Annotated in this window: 17 protein-coding genes and 1 pseudogene; 8 read left to right on the top strand and 10 right to left on the bottom strand. The window is 48.1% G+C overall.

Going from position 1 to position 15,988, the window contains the following annotated elements:
- Window positions 1-160: 160 nt before the first annotated feature.
- The 6 genes from AC1S52_RS11220 to AC1S52_RS11195 form a co-directional block, all read right to left on the bottom strand.
- Window positions 161-418 (bottom strand): hypothetical protein, encoded by a 258-nt coding sequence (locus AC1S52_RS11220; protein WP_482029091.1) that lies wholly within the window; start codon window positions 416-418, stop codon window positions 161-163.
- Entirely contained in the window at window positions 381-740 is a 360-nt protein-coding gene (locus AC1S52_RS11215; RefSeq protein ID WP_482029090.1) for a DUF6972 family protein, read from the bottom strand. The genes AC1S52_RS11220 and AC1S52_RS11215 overlap by 38 nt, the downstream gene beginning before the upstream one ends.
- A 169-nt stretch (window positions 741-909) precedes the next feature.
- Window positions 910-1,044, bottom strand: coding sequence for a hypothetical protein (locus AC1S52_RS11210; protein ID WP_482029089.1), 135 nt, complete (start codon window positions 1,042-1,044; stop codon window positions 910-912).
- A gap of 451 nt (window positions 1,045-1,495) precedes the next feature.
- Complete coding sequence (locus AC1S52_RS11205; protein ID WP_482029088.1) at window positions 1,496-1,969, bottom strand: hypothetical protein; 474 nt, start codon at window positions 1,967-1,969, stop codon at window positions 1,496-1,498.
- A gap of 85 nt (window positions 1,970-2,054) precedes the next feature.
- Window positions 2,055-2,234 (bottom strand): hypothetical protein, encoded by a 180-nt coding sequence (locus AC1S52_RS11200; RefSeq protein WP_482029087.1) that lies wholly within the window; start codon window positions 2,232-2,234, stop codon window positions 2,055-2,057.
- 216 nt (window positions 2,235-2,450) lie between these two features.
- On the bottom strand, window positions 2,451-2,663 hold the full coding sequence (locus AC1S52_RS11195) for a hypothetical protein (protein ID WP_482029086.1): 213 nt from the start codon (window positions 2,661-2,663) through the stop codon (window positions 2,451-2,453).
- Between AC1S52_RS11195 and AC1S52_RS11190 the strand changes: the two genes are divergently transcribed.
- Both AC1S52_RS11190 and htpG read left to right on the top strand, forming a co-directional pair.
- The gene (locus AC1S52_RS11190; RefSeq protein WP_482029085.1) at window positions 2,662-2,808 is read left to right on the top strand and encodes a hypothetical protein; all 147 of its coding nucleotides are present in this window, start codon (window positions 2,662-2,664) and stop codon (window positions 2,806-2,808) included. The genes AC1S52_RS11195 and AC1S52_RS11190 overlap by 2 nt on opposite strands.
- 736 nt (window positions 2,809-3,544) lie before the next feature.
- Window positions 3,545-5,641 (top strand): molecular chaperone HtpG, encoded by a 2,097-nt coding sequence (htpG, locus tag AC1S52_RS11185; protein ID WP_482029084.1) that lies wholly within the window; start codon window positions 3,545-3,547, stop codon window positions 5,639-5,641.
- Between the two features lie 341 nt (window positions 5,642-5,982).
- Here htpG and gyrA read toward each other — a convergent pair whose 3' ends face one another.
- The 3 genes from gyrA to AC1S52_RS11170 form a co-directional block, all read right to left on the bottom strand.
- Entirely contained in the window at window positions 5,983-8,574 is a 2,592-nt protein-coding gene (gene gyrA, locus AC1S52_RS11180; protein ID WP_482029083.1) for a DNA gyrase subunit A, read from the bottom strand.
- Between the two features lie 159 nt (window positions 8,575-8,733).
- A complete protein-coding gene (locus AC1S52_RS11175; protein WP_482029082.1) occupies window positions 8,734-8,955 on the bottom strand; it encodes a hypothetical protein in 222 nt (73 codons plus the stop codon).
- A 145-nt stretch (window positions 8,956-9,100) separates the two neighbouring features.
- On the bottom strand, window positions 9,101-9,268 hold the full coding sequence (locus AC1S52_RS11170) for a hypothetical protein (protein WP_482029081.1): 168 nt from the start codon (window positions 9,266-9,268) through the stop codon (window positions 9,101-9,103).
- On the opposite strand from AC1S52_RS11170, the gene AC1S52_RS11165 reads away from it, so the two are divergent.
- The 6 genes from AC1S52_RS11165 to AC1S52_RS11140 all read left to right on the top strand — a co-directional run bounded on the left by AC1S52_RS11165 (window position 9,260) and on the right by AC1S52_RS11140 (window position 15,270).
- Entirely contained in the window at window positions 9,260-10,300 is a 1,041-nt protein-coding gene (locus tag AC1S52_RS11165; protein ID WP_482029080.1) for a nitrilase-related carbon-nitrogen hydrolase, read from the top strand. The two genes, AC1S52_RS11170 and AC1S52_RS11165, sit on opposite strands and share 9 nt — an antisense overlap.
- 399 nt (window positions 10,301-10,699) lie before the next feature.
- On the top strand, window positions 10,700-11,509 hold the full coding sequence (locus AC1S52_RS11160) for a DUF488 domain-containing protein (protein ID WP_482029079.1): 810 nt from the start codon (window positions 10,700-10,702) through the stop codon (window positions 11,507-11,509).
- Entirely contained in the window at window positions 11,506-12,324 is an 819-nt protein-coding gene (locus AC1S52_RS11155; RefSeq protein ID WP_482029078.1) for a hypothetical protein, read from the top strand. The genes AC1S52_RS11160 and AC1S52_RS11155 overlap by 4 nt, the downstream gene beginning before the upstream one ends.
- A gap of 149 nt (window positions 12,325-12,473) precedes the next feature.
- Entirely contained in the window at window positions 12,474-13,889 is a 1,416-nt protein-coding gene (locus AC1S52_RS11150) for an aldehyde dehydrogenase family protein (protein WP_482029077.1), read from the top strand.
- Between the two features lie 88 nt (window positions 13,890-13,977).
- Window positions 13,978-14,433, top strand: coding sequence for a DUF3598 family protein (locus tag AC1S52_RS11145; protein ID WP_482029076.1), 456 nt, complete (start codon window positions 13,978-13,980; stop codon window positions 14,431-14,433).
- 18 nt (window positions 14,434-14,451) lie between these two features.
- Window positions 14,452-15,270: an alpha/beta fold hydrolase gene (locus AC1S52_RS11140; RefSeq protein WP_482029075.1), complete on the top strand. Its 819-nt coding sequence runs from the start codon at window positions 14,452-14,454 to the stop codon at window positions 15,268-15,270.
- A gap of 340 nt (window positions 15,271-15,610) precedes the next feature.
- On the opposite strand, the pseudogene AC1S52_RS11135 reads toward AC1S52_RS11140, so the two are convergent.
- Window positions 15,611-15,820: pseudogene (locus tag AC1S52_RS11135) on the bottom strand (DUF5615 family PIN-like protein); the annotation flags it as partial.
- Window positions 15,821-15,988: the final 168 nt, after the last annotated feature.

The following is a 15,988-nucleotide window of genomic DNA, read 5'->3' as shown; positions in this document are numbered from 1 at the left end:
CAGTAGATAGCTTTACAGTACGCTCTCCACAGACAATGAGAAGCAGCCCAACGTTCCCAAGCACCGGACACAGATCACCTTGGCAACTCACCGATCACTTAACGTTGTTACGGTGCATTGTTTTTTTATGCGGCGTTTCTACGAAGGGTACAGTCTGTGTTTACAGAACTTCTTCAGCCAAAAGTTGCCCCTTAACCCGTTCATATTCATCTTCAAGAAGCCATTCTTGGGCTGCTTCATAATTGGAGTGGGTGACTACAAGTTTATAGTCAGAGGCAGGATTAAAAATACGGCAAGTGCCATCTTGATCACCCACTAGCATGAGAATCTTAGGTGGGAAAAGCACTGGATCAACCCAAAGTTCCAGAAACTTCCAGGTTTTAGCTTGTTCTGCGAGGACTGGTGCGTGGGATTGCATGATACTCACCTGTTGTTTTCACAATTTTGATCTCACCGTAGTAAAGAGGGGTTTGGCTCCCGTCTGCTCTAATTATGTATCCGATCGCCTCTGAAAAGTAGAGTCCATATCGTTCGTAATCATCGTCTTCATCCTCTATTCCGGTTCGTTCTCCATCCGCAATGATAGCCTGTGTGACCCGTTCTAAAGTTTCACGATCATTGAATACATGCGCTCTACTCTCTCTTCGGAGCAAGCGTTGAACTTGAGAAGTATTCGGCAAATGGCGAGCAATCAGGCTTGTTCGGGAGTCTGGAGTAATATCTCGATCAATTCCGCTCATAATGCTCTGTTTATCGCATTTTCAGAGCATATCACGCAGAAAATGCAGTCTTGATTATGGCTTCCACTGATGTTTCCAATAGCTACATAGTTGATCTCGTTTGAGTAAATCAACCCGAAGTTTCCGTTTTTCTTCCATGCATTCGTCATATTTCTTCTGCTGAGCGCTGCTAACACTGTCCCCAGAGAAACACTTCACTAACCCAAAAATTAATCCAATAAACAGCACCAACCCATACGCCTAAACCAAAAAACATGGCGATAGGTAACATTTTTACAGGATCTTTTTTATTTAGCTCAGACATTTTAAGTGCTTCCTTAAAAATGCTCAAAAATATCGAACAGGATTGCGCCCATCAAAGTTGATACTGCAATTCCGAATATATGCATTTGTAAATGCAATCACCAGCCGACCATCATCAAGCCGAAAACTATTTTCAGCATCGAAAGTACCCTCAATTCTTTGAGTGCCGTCAAAGCTGACAATCTCAACATCAGTAATCTCCTACTCCTTGCCTTGAGCAACTACCCAGTTACCTGATTTGTTGGCTCTGAGCAAATCGAGCAGATTATCTGCTGTGCGAACTTGAATGGTGAGCTTTGTCATGATTTTGGATGAGGAACTACAGCAATAGCGGTTTACGGCATAACGACCAAGATGAGCGGCAGTAGACAAAGTTTGCATCCCCACCAAGATCTTGCAACTGTCCATTCCATCAACTTGTTATGCCGTAACGCTGACATCATTGATGCTTACTATGTCACATACGGAGCATTCTGCCACTGTTTGAGAAGTTTTAATTCCTGCATCTGACCAAGCCAAAGGTCAATAACATAGTAATCATCGCCATCAAGACCATTATCAGATAAGGTATCTAAGTTTCCATAACAAATTCGTACTTGATACATACCAGGTCGCATCTCTAAGCGTTGAGCATCGGGCAAATAATCTGTGCAGCCAATTACCACCAGCCTTCCGGATGGAACATCAACACTACACTCTACAACATGATCCCATTCATCCAAATTGGCTCCTGGATCAGTGTTGTTGATACGGATAGTAACTGGTACAGTCATGTTGCGAACGGTATACACAGCAACAATGTACGGGGTGACCTTTGCCATGTTGCTGCAATCCAGCTCTGTTACATCAGAAGGATAATCTGGCTCCTTCTCATCATCCATTAAGTAAAACTGATGATAGTCAGCAAAAATCTCAAAACTATACATCTACTAACCCCTGACGCAGCATTCTAATAATGAATTAACACTGATCGCCTCACCACAACCTTAAAGTACTGTTTCACTAGCAACCTCAAGGTAATTTGAAATGGACACCAACAGATAGTCTTGCGGTTACTGCCCCTACAGATAACCTGCGCGGCATAACGATGCCCATCAACCGCCGTAAATAATAGCCGATTGGCTCTCGGCGGTCGGTGTGTATGGGCATTTTTAGACCAACGATCGCTTGCTTCAATATATTCATAAGCATGGTGCGTTCCCAAAAAACTATCGGTTGAGTAGGAGAAGTTGCACCAAGAAACACACTCTACAGCTACTTTTCTTCAGCCGACAGCGCTGATATGCTGGTCTACCGGATGACCCCCGATCACCAGTGAACTACACCATTAAACCTTTAACATCAAACCAAAAAAAGATGCCCCAAAAGCGTAGCTTTTGAGGCATCCGGTTGAACGATTTTTTATGATTAGTCTTCAAATATCTTGAATGCCACGTATCCAATAGCCGCGATAAACGCAACTGGTGCTGCTGCTGTAATTATCGCTCCAGCAGCCATTCCACCACCAACAACAGAACCAACTGCTGCCATTCCAGATGATATTGCCGCTCCGCCAGCGAGACCAGAAGCACCGGCAGCGGATGCTAAGGCTGCGCCTGTAGTGCCTGCAGTTGCAGACATGATAGTTGCAGCAGACCCGCCGATTACGGCTGAAGCTGTGTTAGCAGCTACAAAAGCAGTTGCCGCTGAACCTGCGGCACCAACAGCAGTAGATTTTTTCATATTTATGGTTTTTCGCTGTAAGGAAGGCATTTCATTTCAATAGTGGCATAGTCAACATAAGGATGCCAACTGCATCTTCAAACGTTTACAGCGGTCTAACTATTAATTAGGTTGACGGTGTCTACCTATCTAGCCTCTCAGGGATAATTAGGCTGAAACCTGCCTATTTAAGATCCCAAATCAGGGGATTAGGCTGACTCAAATCTACCTAATGATCCCAAATTGGAGGATGAGGCAGACAAACTTTTACATAATAGGCTTCGTTTCCAGGATTAGATAGACGACTTTGGTAAATCTTCAGAGAGAAAATCTAATATATGCTGGCAATATTTTATACAAGTATTTCTGGATACGTAGGGGTGTCACCAGATGTGGAGTGGGACAGATTAATAATAAGTCCTGTGTTGGTTGGGTTGAGGCAGGAAACCCAGCACTCAAATGGGTTACGCTATCGCTCTAGCGCAGCCATGCGGCTGCACCCAGCCTTATATTTGATTCCACTTACCTGCGGCTATTCAGCACCACCTTTTGGGTTGTTATCTGGAAAGTTTCTGTATTAATCGCTTTTTAGAGCAATTACCCGGAAATTGTCCATCTAAAAGCTGTTTTCGGGCACCCCTTGCTCCCTTTTCGCGCTTTCAATTGCTCCAAAGGTAGGGAAACCCGATCTTTCTGTTCGGCAATCTGGTTAATCTAGAATGGGAGCGATCGCCGCATCTGCGCGCACAATAGTTTCTAAAAGCCTTCTAATCATTACAACTGAGAACTAAAGCGGGACTATGACCACCATCCTGGAACAGGGCAACATCAGTATCCATACTGAAAACATCTTCCCGATTATCAAGAAGTGGCTCTATTCTGACCACGAAATCTTTTTGAGAGAGCTGGTATCCAACGCCGTAGACGCTATCAACAAGTTGAAGATGGTGTCTCACTCTGGCGAGTACTCTGGCGATCTGGGTGAGCCGGAAATTGTGATCACCCTCGACAAAGAGAAGAAGACCCTTGCTGTCTCCGACAATGGCATTGGTATGACCGCCGATGAAGTGAAGAAATACATCAACCAGGTCGCCTTCTCCAGCGCAGAAGAATTTGTCCAGAAGTACAAAGCCAGCACCGACCAGCAGATCATCGGTCACTTTGGGCTGGGCTTCTACTCTTCCTTCATGGTTGCCAGTCATGTGGAAGTGGATACGCTCTCCTATCAATCGGGTTCCCAACCTGTTAACTGGTCGTGTGACGGCTCCACCGAGTTCAAATTATCGGAGTCCGAGCGGCGCGATCGCGGTACCACCATCATTCTGACGCTGCAAGAGGAAGAACAGGAATATCTGGAACCCTACCGCATCCGTTCCCTGATCAAGAAGTATTGCGACTTCATGCCCTTCCCGATCAAGCTGGTGGTGGTAGAACCACCCAAGGAGGCTGGGGAAGCTGGGGAAGCAGAAGCGGCAGAGGTCACGCCCCAGGCACCGGAGCAAATTAATCGGCAGAAAGCTCCTTGGAAGGAAGCTCCCAGTTCACTCACTAAAGATGATTATCTGGAGTTTTACCGCTACCTTTATCCTTTTCAGGAAGACCCACTTCTCTGGGTTCACCTCAACACGGACTATCCCTTTGTCGTCAACGGTATTCTTTACTTCCCCAAGCTCAGACCCGATGTTGATACGACCAAAGGGCAAATTAAACTCTTCTGCAACCAGGTATTTGTCAGCGACAACTGCGAAGAGGTCATCCCCAAGTTTTTGCTGCCCCTGCGCGGTGTGATTGACAGTATCGACATTCCCCTCAACGTCTCCCGCAGTTTTTTGCAGAACGATCGCACCGTCCGCCGCATTGCCGACTACATTGCCAAGAAGGTGGGCGATCGCCTGAAAGAGCTTTACCGGGACGATCGCGACGAATACATCCGCTGCTGGCAAGACCTGGGCACGTTCGTCAAATTTGGCTCCATCAATGACGACAAGTTTAAGAAACAGGTTGAGGATATTCTGATTTATCGGACTACCTGGGAAGGTGCGGGCAGTCAGACGACAGAATCCAGGAGCCAGGAAGCGGGAGATTCCCAGGCACCTAAGGTAGAGGTTCAGTCTGGCGAAGGGGATGCCTGGCAGGATGTCCCCACCCCCGACACCCCATCCCCGACACCCGGTACGCCGTTCTACACCACTCTCAGCGAATACCTGGAGCGTAACAAAGCACAGCATCCCAATCGTGTCTTTTACTGCACTGATGAGGTGACCCAGGCGACCTATACGGAACTGCACCGGAAGCAGGGGATTGAAGTCCTGTTTTTGGACTCTTTCATTGATACCCACTTCGTCAGCTTCCTGGAACGGGAGCATCCCGATGTCCGGTTCTCACGGGTCGATGCCGATCTGGACGATACCCTGTTTGACAAGGAAAAAGAATCTGAAATTGTCGATCCCAAAACCAACAAAACGCGCAGTGAGCAGATTAAGGAACTGTTTGAGCAGGCACTCAACCGTCCCAAGATCACCATTCGGACGGAAGCACTGAAGTCCGATGATCCCCAGGGAACCCCACCCGCGATCGTGCTGTTGCCAGAACACCTGCGTCGTCTGAGGGAAATGAACGCCCTGTTGCAACAGCAGGCGATCGAGTTCCCAGAGGAGCACATTTTGCTGATCAACACGGCTCATCCCCTGATTCAAAACCTGACTTCCCTCAGTCAGGGAATCATCCTCCAGGAAGGAGGGCAATCTCCCTCGGCTGAGTTGGCGAACCTGATCTGCCACCACGTCTATGATCTGGCGCTAATGGCACAGAAAGGCTTCGATGCGGAAGGGATGAAGTCCTTTGTGGAGCGATCGAACCAGGTGTTAACCCGCCTCACCGAACGGGCAACGGCTTAAAGCTGCAACCGTTCATTGAAATTTGGAAAGTCTGGGCAACATCAAGATCCCCGGTTTCTTGTGCAGATTGTTGGATTCATTCAACCAATTTCTCCAGAAACCGGGGATCTGACTGTTTAGCCGCAACACCACCTACCATAAGTTATGGCGATCGGTAGTGTTTCAAATATGTGGTTGGATCTGGTAGGAGCATTGCACTGCAATGCTCCTACGGAATATAAACAACAGGTCTAGAACACTACCCCCAGTCTGATGACCCAGGTGTTGCAAATTGCAGCAGAGCAAGGAACCGGGGTTGCCCTCCGCAACTTGCGGCAACAGTTGATGAAATAGGTTCCTGCCTATTCTTCGGTAGACTCACTCTCGCTATCTTCCAATGCCGCCGCTTCTTCCCCAGAGGTGGGAACCAGGGCAACGGCAGCGATCGCATCGTCCTCAGCCAACCGCTGTACCCGCACCCCTGTAGCCGGACGGGACTGGGACGAAATTGCATTCACCGACTGACGGATAATGATGCCCCGGTTGGTGATAATCATCAGTTCCTCATCTTCATTGACGATGTGGAGAGCCGCCAGGCGATCGCCCGGTTTGCGGAACTTGGTTGCCACCAACCCCATCCCTGCCCGATTCTGCAACCGGAATTGGGAAACTGGGACACGCTTGCCAAACCCACCTGTGGTCACAATCAACACCCACGGACCCAGGCTAACCGTTTCCGTTTCCAGGGTTTCCTCATCGCTCTCACTGGCAGATTCCAGTTCCTGTACCAGATCGGCAACAATCTGACTGGGTAAAATCGCCATCCCAACCAGACTGTCCCCTTCCCTCAGAGCCATCGCACGCACCCCCCGCGTTGCCCGCCCTAAGGGACGCAACTGCTCATGGTTTGCCCGGAAGTGAATTGCCTTACCCAGACTGGAACCAATCAGGATCGTATCCTGCTCGCGGGCACGACGGACCCACCGCAGTTGGTCGCCCTCTTCCAGGGAGATGGCAATTAAGCCATTGGTGCGAATGTTGCCAAAGGCTGCCAGTGCCGTCTTCTTGATGTAGCCGCCCGTGGTCAGCATCACCAAATACTCATCTTCGGTGAACTCTGTCACCGGAATCACAGAAGTAATTTTCTCGTTTCTGGGAATGGGCAGCAGTTGCACGACAGGCGTACCGCGTGAAGTGCGAGAACCCGTGGGAATCTGGTATGCCTTGAGGCAGTAAACGACACCGCGATCGCTGAAGAACAGCACACTGTCATGGTCGCGGCAGGTGAGGAAATGCTCTACGGCATCGTCTTCTTTCATCCGAGTGCCTGCTTTGCCTTTGGTGGCGCGGTTCTGCGCCTCAAAGGTATTGACCGGCATCCGTTTGACGTAACCCTGTTCCGTCAGCAGAATCACCGCCCGCTCATTGGCAATCAGGTCTGCATCACCAATTTCTTCTTCAGACTGCTCCAGCACTGAGCGCCGGGGAGTGGCACGAGCTTCCTTCAGTGCGGTGACTTCCTCAATGATGATGTCGAAAATCCGCTCCCGCCGCGCCAGGATATCTTGCAAATCGGCAATCTGGGTCTGAAGTTCTTCATGCTCGTGGTGGATTTTGTCTGCTTCTAGTGCCGTCAGGCGGCGAAGCTGCATTTGTAAGATGGCATCTGCCTGAGCTTCTGAAAGACTATAGGAGGTAATTAACCCCTGTTTGGCGGTAGGGGTATCGGCGGCACCGCGAATCAGGCTGATAATCGCATCCAGGTTGTCCAGGGCAATCAGCAAGCCCTGAAGCAGGTGATCCCGTTCTTCTGCTTTACGCAGGCGGTAGCGGGTACGGCGCGTGATCGTTTCAACCCGAAATTCCAGGAAAACTTCAAGAAATTGCTTCAGGGTAATAACCTGGGGTTCGCTGTTGACCAACGCCAGCATATTTGCTCCAAAGTTTGCCTGGAGCGGAGTTTGCTTGTAGAGGTTATTAAGCACGACACGGGGATAGGCATCCCGCTTCAGTTCGATCACAATTCGCATGCCATCGCGATCGCTCTCATCCCGAATATCGGAGATGCCATCAATCTTTTTGTCGTTAACCAGTTCGGCGATCTTCTCAATCAGCGCTGCCTTATTGGTCTGGTAGGGCAACTCGGTGACGATAATCGCTTCCCGATCTGGGCGGCCCCGATGTTCAATGGTTTCAATGCTGGCAACACCGCGCATGATGATCGAGCCACGCCCGGTAGTGTACGCATCCCGGATGCCCGTTCTACCCAGGATTTGTGCCCCGGTGGGAAAGTCGGGACCGGGAATGTACTGCATCAATTCCAGATTGGTAAGATCCGGATTACGGATCAGCGCAATAACCCCATCCACCAACTCTCCCAGGTTGTGGGGTGGAATGTTGGTCGCCATGCCAACCGCAATCCCAGACGAGCCATTCAGCAGCAATTGGGGAATGCGGGCGGGGAGAACGATCGGCTCCTGCTGGGAACCGTCAAAGTTATCAATAAAATCGACCGTTTCCGATTCAATGTCTTGCAGCATGCCCTCTGTGGTGATGGGCCGCAAACGACACTCGGTATAACGCATAGCCGCGGGAGGATCATTATCCACCGAGCCAAAGTTGCCATGCCCGTCAATCAGGGGCGATCGCATCGAAAAGTCCTGCGCCATTCGCACCAGGGCATCGTAAACCGCGGTATCCCCGTGGGGGTGGTACTTACCCAGCACTTCCCCGACCACACGGGCACATTTACGGAAAGGGCGATCGGGAGACAAGCCCAACTCATGCATAGCGTAAAGAATCCGCCGATGCACAGGCTTTAAGCCATCCCTGGCATCCGGCAACGCCCGACCCACGATCACGCTCATGGCGTATTCCAGGTAAGACCGCTGCATTTCGTTCCGTAGATCTGTAGGGACGATCCGATCCTGAGACGGCTCCTGGGCAAAAGTCATACTGTCAAAAACTCCGAAAACACGAGCAAACGGTGGTTAGCGGTCTGAGTTCAGCAAATCTTGAAGTTTGACCTCCAGATTGCTTTGAGCCAGATGCAAATTCAGCCTATAAATTGTATCACAATTGAACACTTTTGACCGTTTTTCGCCACCTCAGCCTCAGCCCTGAATCGCCTTTCCAGCATGGGTTTCATTGTAGAGCTTGCTGGGGCGCAGGGTGGCTGGGGCAGAGATATGCAGGAACTGCGACTCTACGGGAAAACTGCTGAAGTGCTGGGTTACTCGCTGACAAGAAGCTGTCGATAGTCCTGTAGATGTATTCTGGCAGAGGATTCCCAGGTGTATTAAGTCAGAATAGGCTGGCTGTTTTGAATCAACCATTGGGCAAGGGTGGATTTGGTGATAGTGCTTGGGTTCATCGCACAGCCTGCCGTTTAGAAAAGCCGGTCAATGGCTCCTGCTCCAAATCCCAAAACTCGATTGATTCGTTGTGCGATTCCAGTATCAATTGAGATGCGGTGGTGATTTATCCAATGATTTCACAAACCAGATCACGCTGATCAAACTGCGATCGCACATTCTCCACCTGATCGGGATGCACACTCAACAGAAAGCCATAGCTGGGAAAACAGACTAACCAGCGCGATCGGTATTGTACTCGTCTGAGAATCGCTATAACTTTGATATGAAACACACGACTACTACAGATACATACCGGGCACTGGCACTTCAACTGACCTGCCATGCCGTCAACCACGCTACCGATCGCCAGGAAGCCCGCGCTTTGATGCAACAGGCGATCTCCCGCATCAGTTCACAAATTGCTGCCAGCATTGCCTTTATTGGGGCTGACTGTCGTTTGATTGTCTTGCCAGAATATTTCCTGAGTGGATTTCCATTAGGAGAGTCATTTACGGTTTGGGCAGATAAAGTCTGTTTAGAGATGACGGGGGCAGAGTATGAGGCACTCGGACAGATCGCGCAAAAGCATCGCATCTTTCTGGCTGGTAATGCTTACGAACTCGATCCACACTTTCCCAAGCTGTACTTTCAAACTTGCTTTGTGATTGCTCCGAGTGGGGATGTCGTCCTCCGTTATCGACGGTTAAATTCCATGTTTGCGCCAACTCCCCATGATGTATGGGATGACTATCTGGCGCATTACGGATTGGAGGGCGTTTTTCCGGTGGCAAAGACAGAGATTGGCAACCTGGCGGCGATCGCTTCTGATGAGATCCTATTTCCAGAAGTGACACGCTGTCTGATGATGCGGGGTGCGGAGGTATTTCTGCACTCGACCTCGGAAGTGTATGGTCAAGGGCGATCGCCCAAAGACATAGCCAAAATTAGCCGTGCGATAGAAAACATGGCATACGTGGTTTCTGCCAATACCGCTGGGATTGCCCAAATTTCTATCCCGATCGCTTCCGCCGATGGTGGTTCTAAAATTATTGACTATCGGGGGCTGGTGTTAGCCGAAACCGCGACGGGGGAAAGTATGGCTGCCTTTGCTGAAATTGACCTGGTTGCACTGCGTCGTTATCGTCGTCGTCCCGGATTAAGCAATTTGCTTTCTCGACAGCGGTTTGAACTATATGCTGAGAGCTACCGTCAGGCTCAGTTTTATCCGGCTAATACCATGCTGAATGGGGAAGGCGATCGCAAACACTTTATGCAAACCCAGCAGCAGGCGATCGAGCATTTAGCGAATTCAGAGGTGATTTAGATCGGTGAAGTTGTGCGGCAGCAGATCACCTCGAACTCCCACAGATAAGCTATGTTCCGTCCACTTCTAAGACAGCGTTGTGCGGCTACCGGCACAAATCCGGAGGAATCAAGAACTTACTAAAAAAATTTTCAATGCTGAAAAGCTTGTGAAGTAAAATGCAGAATTATCTTATACCATTTCTTTATGAGGCTGCACTGAACAAGGGGCTTAAACCCCTTGCCTGACAAGGGTTAGTTCTGCTCATCCTTAAATGAAATTGGTATTACGTGAGGCTAACCTCCAAGCTATGCGTGAGATAGTATGGTACAAATGATCTGACTCGGGGTCGATAAGGTGCTACATCGGCAAAAGGCTCTATTGATGATACTTCAGCAAGTTGGAGGGACAGCCTCTAGCATGCAAATGATGAAGTGGGCTTTTTTGTTGTCTTGTGAAACCCCATCTCATGGAGGCAAAACATTTTATCAATTTATCCCATATCGATACGGTCCTTACTCTTTTACTCTCAACCAAGAAACTGATTCACTCATTCGCAATGGTTTCTTGGAGAAAGGAACTGATAATCGCTGGAGACTCACTCCTCTAGGAGAGAGCCTGGACATAACATTGCCTAGTGATGTTAGTAAAGATATTTGTCAAATTACTGCAACTTACGGAAGGCTACCTGGACAGAAATTAATAAATCTAATTTATGACAAATATTCTTGGTTCACGATCAACAGTGAACTTCCTGGTAGGAGAAAAGAAGAACGCTCAGTTGCAGAGAGATGTATTTATACTGCTGGCTATGAAGGGAAAACCGTTGATGAGTTTCTGAATCTCCTTATGGAGTCTGGGATATCTCAGTTAATTGATGTGCGATACAATCCTATCTCGCGTCGGTATGGTTTCCATAAAAGTACTCTGTCTCGCTTATGTAGTTCCCTGAAGATAGACTATCAACACTTTCCTGGCTTAGGAATATCAGGTTCAGAACGTGAACATATAGGTTCTGAGAATCAATATATAACGTTGTTTGAGAATTACCGTTTGAATCTTTCTTCCTGTGAGAAGGACTTAGCTAATGTAATTAGGCTATTGCAATCTGAACCTAGTGTTCTAGTTTGTATGGAAGCTAATCCAAGTTTTTGCCATCGCAATGTTTTAGCTCAACATCTAGCAACTTTAGTTGATATGCCAATTGAACACCTGGGTTATTCAGCATGAGTAATCAAGCAATCAGAACCAAAGTTCTTATAACTGTAATGACCTATCCACACCCATCTAGGGGGTATCAAGAGCTTGTTTGTACAGCTGGGATAACTGAGCAGGGTGAGTGGGTACGGCTTTATCCGATAGATTACCGTTATAGACCAAGAAATCAGCAATTCCGAAAATATCAATGGATAGAAGTTGATTTATTCCCACATGGGGCTGGTAATGATCGGAGAAAGGAAAGCAGAAAGCCAATTTTAGATACACTTCGCGTTTTAGGAGAACCACTCTCCACGAAAAATGGATGGAGAGAACGTTGTCGGATTATTGATCCAATTCCAGTTTATACAGTAAGGCAATTACGAGAATTGCATGAATCTGAGCGGGTATCGCTTGGTGTTGTTCAGCCTACAAAGGTGCTTGATTTAAAGATTGAACCCGCTGATCCTGAATGGAAACCAGAATGGCAGTTTCTATTTGACCAATTGACCCTTTTTGGACCTGTTCAGAGGACTCTTCGCAAGATACCTTACAAGTTTAGCTATCTCTTTGAATGCGATGATAGCAACAGACCTCATAACGCTATGATTGAGGACTGGGAACTAGGAGTACTCTGGCTGAATGAAGTCGCTCGTTTAGGTGATGAAGAGCAAGCGGCTTTGAGCGTTCGTCGCAAATTTCTTGATGAACTATGTAACGAAAGCAAAGATACCCGTTTCTTTATGGGTACAGTGTTTCCGTATAATACATGGGTCGTACTTGGTGTCTTTTGGCCACCTAAACCCAAAAAATCTCAACCTGATGTGATTCAAGGAACTTTGTTCTAAAAAGTTTGAAATAGAATTGCTTTCAACTTTCAACTCTGCATCAGTATTTTCTGGAAACTGTCTCAACCAGAAACTCAAGTGGTTCAACAGGGCAATAGGTATGCGCATCTGCCGATTATATCGCTAATTATATTGGGAGTCATAACGCCATGCCTGAATCGATCGCAGTTCGCAATCCCCGCACAGGCAAGGTTGATTACGGGATCACACCACCCACAACTGATGAACTGGCAGAACTGTGTCACCGCTTACGCACAGCCCAAATTGACTGGCAGCAGAGAGGAATAGAGGCACGGATCGAAGCATTACAGCAATGGAAGCAGGTTGTCCAGGCGCAGCGGCATGAGTTGGTTGAGGCATTGGTTGCAGATACGGGTCGGCTAGCGGTCTCAGTCTTGGAAGTGGATTCATTTTTGGGCAGTCTCGATCGCTGGTGTCAACTTGCACCTGAACTCTTACAAGGAGAGGAACGGAACACGGCAATTCCCTTCATTCGGTTGCAGCAAACGGCTGTTCCCTATCCATTGGCAGGCGTGATTAGTCCCTGGAATTTTCCGCTCTTGCTCTCGACGATCGATACGATTCCGGCTTTGTTAGCGGGTTGTGCCGTGGTGGTAAAGCCGAGTGAAATTGCACCGCGCTTCGTGAAGCCATTCATGCAGACGATCGCGGCGGTTCCCCCACTCCAAGCAGTGCTGACTTACATTACCGGAGCCGCAGACACGGGGGCTAATTTAATTGAGCAGGTGGATTTGATTTGCTTTACGGGCAGTGTGGCAACTGGTCGTAAGGTGGCAATGGCGGCGGCTCAACAGTTTATTCCAGCCTTTTTAGAATTAGGCGGCAAAGATCCTGCCATTGTCTTAGACTCTGCGGATTTAGAGTTAGCCACCTCAGCGATTTTGTGGGGGTCTGTGGTAAATACAGGACAATCCTGTTTGTCGATTGAGCGAATTTATGTAGCAGATTCAATCTTTGAACCGTTTGTAGATCAATTGACCACCAAAGCTAACGCCCTTCAGCTTGCCTATCCCACGGTTGAAGATGGGCAAATTGGTCCCATCATTGCCGAACGACAGGCAGCAATGATTACCGACCATTTGCAAGATGCGATCGCAAAGGGGGCGATCATCCACTGCGGCGGTAAAGTAGAAGTGTTAGAAGGCGGGTTATGGTGCCGTCCGACGGTTCTGACTAAGGTCAATCACTCCATGAAGGTAATGACCGAAGAAACGTTTGCGCCGATCATGCCGGTGATGTCCTTTTCCACCATTGAGGAAGCGATTGATTTAGCCAATGACACCATTTATGGGCTGAGTGCGGCTGTCTTTGCAGGTTCAGAAACAGCGGCGATCGCGATCGCCAACCAAATTAATGCTGGAGCGATTAGCATCAATGATGCGGCTCTGACGGCGATCATGCATGAAGGTGAGAAAAATGCCTTTAAGTGGTCAGGCATGGGGGGTTCTCGCATGGGTGCAGCAGCTTTGAAGCGGTTTATGCGCAAAAAAGTGCTGTTGATTAAAACGCAGGCGATCGCAGACCCCTGGTGGTTTCAATCCTAAAACTGGCAGGTTAAATCTTGTAACCAACTGATTACTGCAATCTAATTTAGAGCTATTCAGGGATTAATCCTGCATCAGAAACACCACCATGTCTAACATTCGAGACGAAATGCCTGTGCTTGCTCGCCATGAAGGGGAATGGTTTGGTACCTATACCCTGGTTGATTCAGAGGCGAAAATACTCGACCAGCATGAAGCTCGCCTATCCTGTCAGTTTCCGCAGGAGGGTGATTACGATTACTATCAAATCAATCGCTACACTTGGGCAAATGGCAAGCAGGAGGAACATCAGTTTCCTGGCATCTATCGAGACAAAAAACTGTGGTTTGATACAGAGCGGATTCAGGGGCACGCCTGGGAAGTGGATGAGGCAACGCTGATCCTGTGGTTTTCCTACAAAACCATCCCAGATTTCTACCTTTATGAAATGATTCAAATCAGCCCTTGCAACAATCACCGCACTCGCACCTGGCACTGGTTTAAGAATCATCAACTCTTTCAGCGTACCCTGATTCAAGAAGAACGGCTCAATTCATCCACCTAGCGGCTTCATCACACGATTATGTCTCCTCGAATTAAACGGGCTTTTCTCGATACTGAAGATGGTCAAATTCATTACCGCATTGGAGGTGAAGGAAAACCGCTTTTACTGCTGCATATGAATCCTCGCAGTAGCGATGAATTCCGCGAGTTAATGCCACTATTCATCGAACAGGGACGACAGGCGATCGCAATGGATCTGATGGGATTTGGTGACTCCGATAAGCCATCTCGCCTGTATTCAGTTGCCGACTATGCCAAAACTGCGATCGCGCTTTTAGATGAATTAGGCATTGAACAGACGGATGTTTTGGGCAATCACACGGGTGCATTTGTTTCGGGTGAAATTGCCGTTGCCTATCCCGATCGCGTCAAGAAATTGATTTTGTGCAATGTTGCTGGCTTTGGTGAAGCTGGAAAAGCAGAGTTAATGCGGCGATTCGAGCAAGGGTTTGTGATTCAACCAGATGGTTCTCATTTAATGGAACGTTGGCTGGCTCGCAGCCGCTATGTTGGCTCAGCAGAATTGAATCACCGTTGGGTATTGGATGATTTGAAGTGCTTTGGCTATCCGCTATATGCGGTTTGGGCAGTCGGCAACTATTGCATTGATGCCGCAGAACGATTTCATGCCATTCAGTGCCCTACGCTGATTTTGTGGGGCATTGATGATGTCCAGGAATTCGAGCATTTAGGATTAGCGCTGGCAAAGGATCGATATTTTGTTTCTCAAGCTATTCCTCACGGTAAAGTTGTGGAGATTAACGGGGGAACGATTTGCATGATGAATCAAATTCCAGCAGAAATCTCAAAAACAGTGATCGAATTCCTGAATGAATAAAACAATCACATCAGCAACTTACCGCAATAGGGTTAAGCAACGCTTTTAGAAGCGCGATCGTCATCACCTAACTTCCCATCCCAACCCACTACTCATTATTTGGCTCTTCCAATCGCTGCAAGCACGCTTGAACCGATAGCACAGTTACAGATGAATTCAAAAACCCTTGAATATCGCGACTCAAGATAGCATCTAGGAGAATATTGGTATCAACTAAAACGTTCACTGAAGGTATTTCTCCACCCGCCGTTCTTCCAACATGACAGCTACTTCTTGATCAGTTGGCGCAGGCTGTTCTGTTCTGAGCAAGCCACGCATCCGTCGAATTGCACTAGAACGCTCAGTTCTGACGCAGCAAGTTTTCAACTTGCGATGTCGAACAGTTTCCAAGGCGAAGCCGAATAACCTTCGGTGGATTTCCAAACACTAAGCTCAGGTCGTGCATGTCAGCATCTTTCGAGACAATCATCAAATCATTGTCTTTTGCATAATCCCAAACGATTGGATCGATCGTTGCTTTCATTCCTATATCTCGAACGTGAAGTGAGTTTGGGAAAAGATTAAACTTGTTGCGGAATAAGGGATAATCGAAAGGACTTCATCGAGTATGAGCCAGCATGATCAACCTCCATCGTGCGTTGAATAACGACCGTCTGCTGCGTGCTCTGACAGGTCTAAATCGGCAAGCCTTTGATGAGCTATTGCCTGTTTTTACGGC

Source organism: Kovacikia sp. CALU 1929, assembly GCF_056784235.1.
This window is presented reverse-complemented; position numbering and strand designations above follow the sequence as displayed.

What these genes read in the sequence shown, in the direction of transcription:
- AC1S52_RS11220 (WP_482029091.1), bottom strand. Translation starts at nt 418, where the DNA reads ATGCAATCCCACGCACCAGTCCTCGCAGAACAAGCTAAAACCTGGAAG.
- AC1S52_RS11215 (WP_482029090.1), bottom strand. Translation starts at nt 740, where the DNA reads ATGAGCGGAATTGATCGAGATATTACTCCAGACTCCCGAACAAGCCTG.
- AC1S52_RS11210 (WP_482029089.1), bottom strand. Translation starts at nt 1,044, where the DNA reads ATGTCTGAGCTAAATAAAAAAGATCCTGTAAAAATGTTACCTATCGCC.
- AC1S52_RS11205 (WP_482029088.1), bottom strand. Translation starts at nt 1,969, where the DNA reads ATGTATAGTTTTGAGATTTTTGCTGACTATCATCAGTTTTACTTAATG.
- AC1S52_RS11200 (WP_482029087.1), bottom strand. Translation starts at nt 2,234, where the DNA reads ATGCTTATGAATATATTGAAGCAAGCGATCGTTGGTCTAAAAATGCCC.
- AC1S52_RS11190 (WP_482029085.1), top strand. Translation starts at nt 2,662, where the DNA reads ATGATAGTTGCAGCAGACCCGCCGATTACGGCTGAAGCTGTGTTAGCA.
- AC1S52_RS11195 (WP_482029086.1), bottom strand. Translation starts at nt 2,663, where the DNA reads ATGTCTGCAACTGCAGGCACTACAGGCGCAGCCTTAGCATCCGCTGCC.
- htpG (WP_482029084.1), top strand. Translation starts at nt 3,545, where the DNA reads ATGACCACCATCCTGGAACAGGGCAACATCAGTATCCATACTGAAAAC.
- gyrA (WP_482029083.1), bottom strand. Translation starts at nt 8,574, where the DNA reads ATGACTTTTGCCCAGGAGCCGTCTCAGGATCGGATCGTCCCTACAGAT.
- AC1S52_RS11175 (WP_482029082.1), bottom strand. Translation starts at nt 8,955, where the DNA reads ATGGTTGATTCAAAACAGCCAGCCTATTCTGACTTAATACACCTGGGA.
- AC1S52_RS11165 (WP_482029080.1), top strand. Translation starts at nt 9,260, where the DNA reads ATGAAACACACGACTACTACAGATACATACCGGGCACTGGCACTTCAA.
- AC1S52_RS11160 (WP_482029079.1), top strand. Translation starts at nt 10,700, where the DNA reads ATGCAAATGATGAAGTGGGCTTTTTTGTTGTCTTGTGAAACCCCATCT.
- AC1S52_RS11155 (WP_482029078.1), top strand. Translation starts at nt 11,506, where the DNA reads ATGAGTAATCAAGCAATCAGAACCAAAGTTCTTATAACTGTAATGACC.
- AC1S52_RS11150 (WP_482029077.1), top strand. Translation starts at nt 12,474, where the DNA reads ATGCCTGAATCGATCGCAGTTCGCAATCCCCGCACAGGCAAGGTTGAT.
- AC1S52_RS11145 (WP_482029076.1), top strand. Translation starts at nt 13,978, where the DNA reads ATGTCTAACATTCGAGACGAAATGCCTGTGCTTGCTCGCCATGAAGGG.
- AC1S52_RS11140 (WP_482029075.1), top strand. Translation starts at nt 14,452, where the DNA reads ATGTCTCCTCGAATTAAACGGGCTTTTCTCGATACTGAAGATGGTCAA.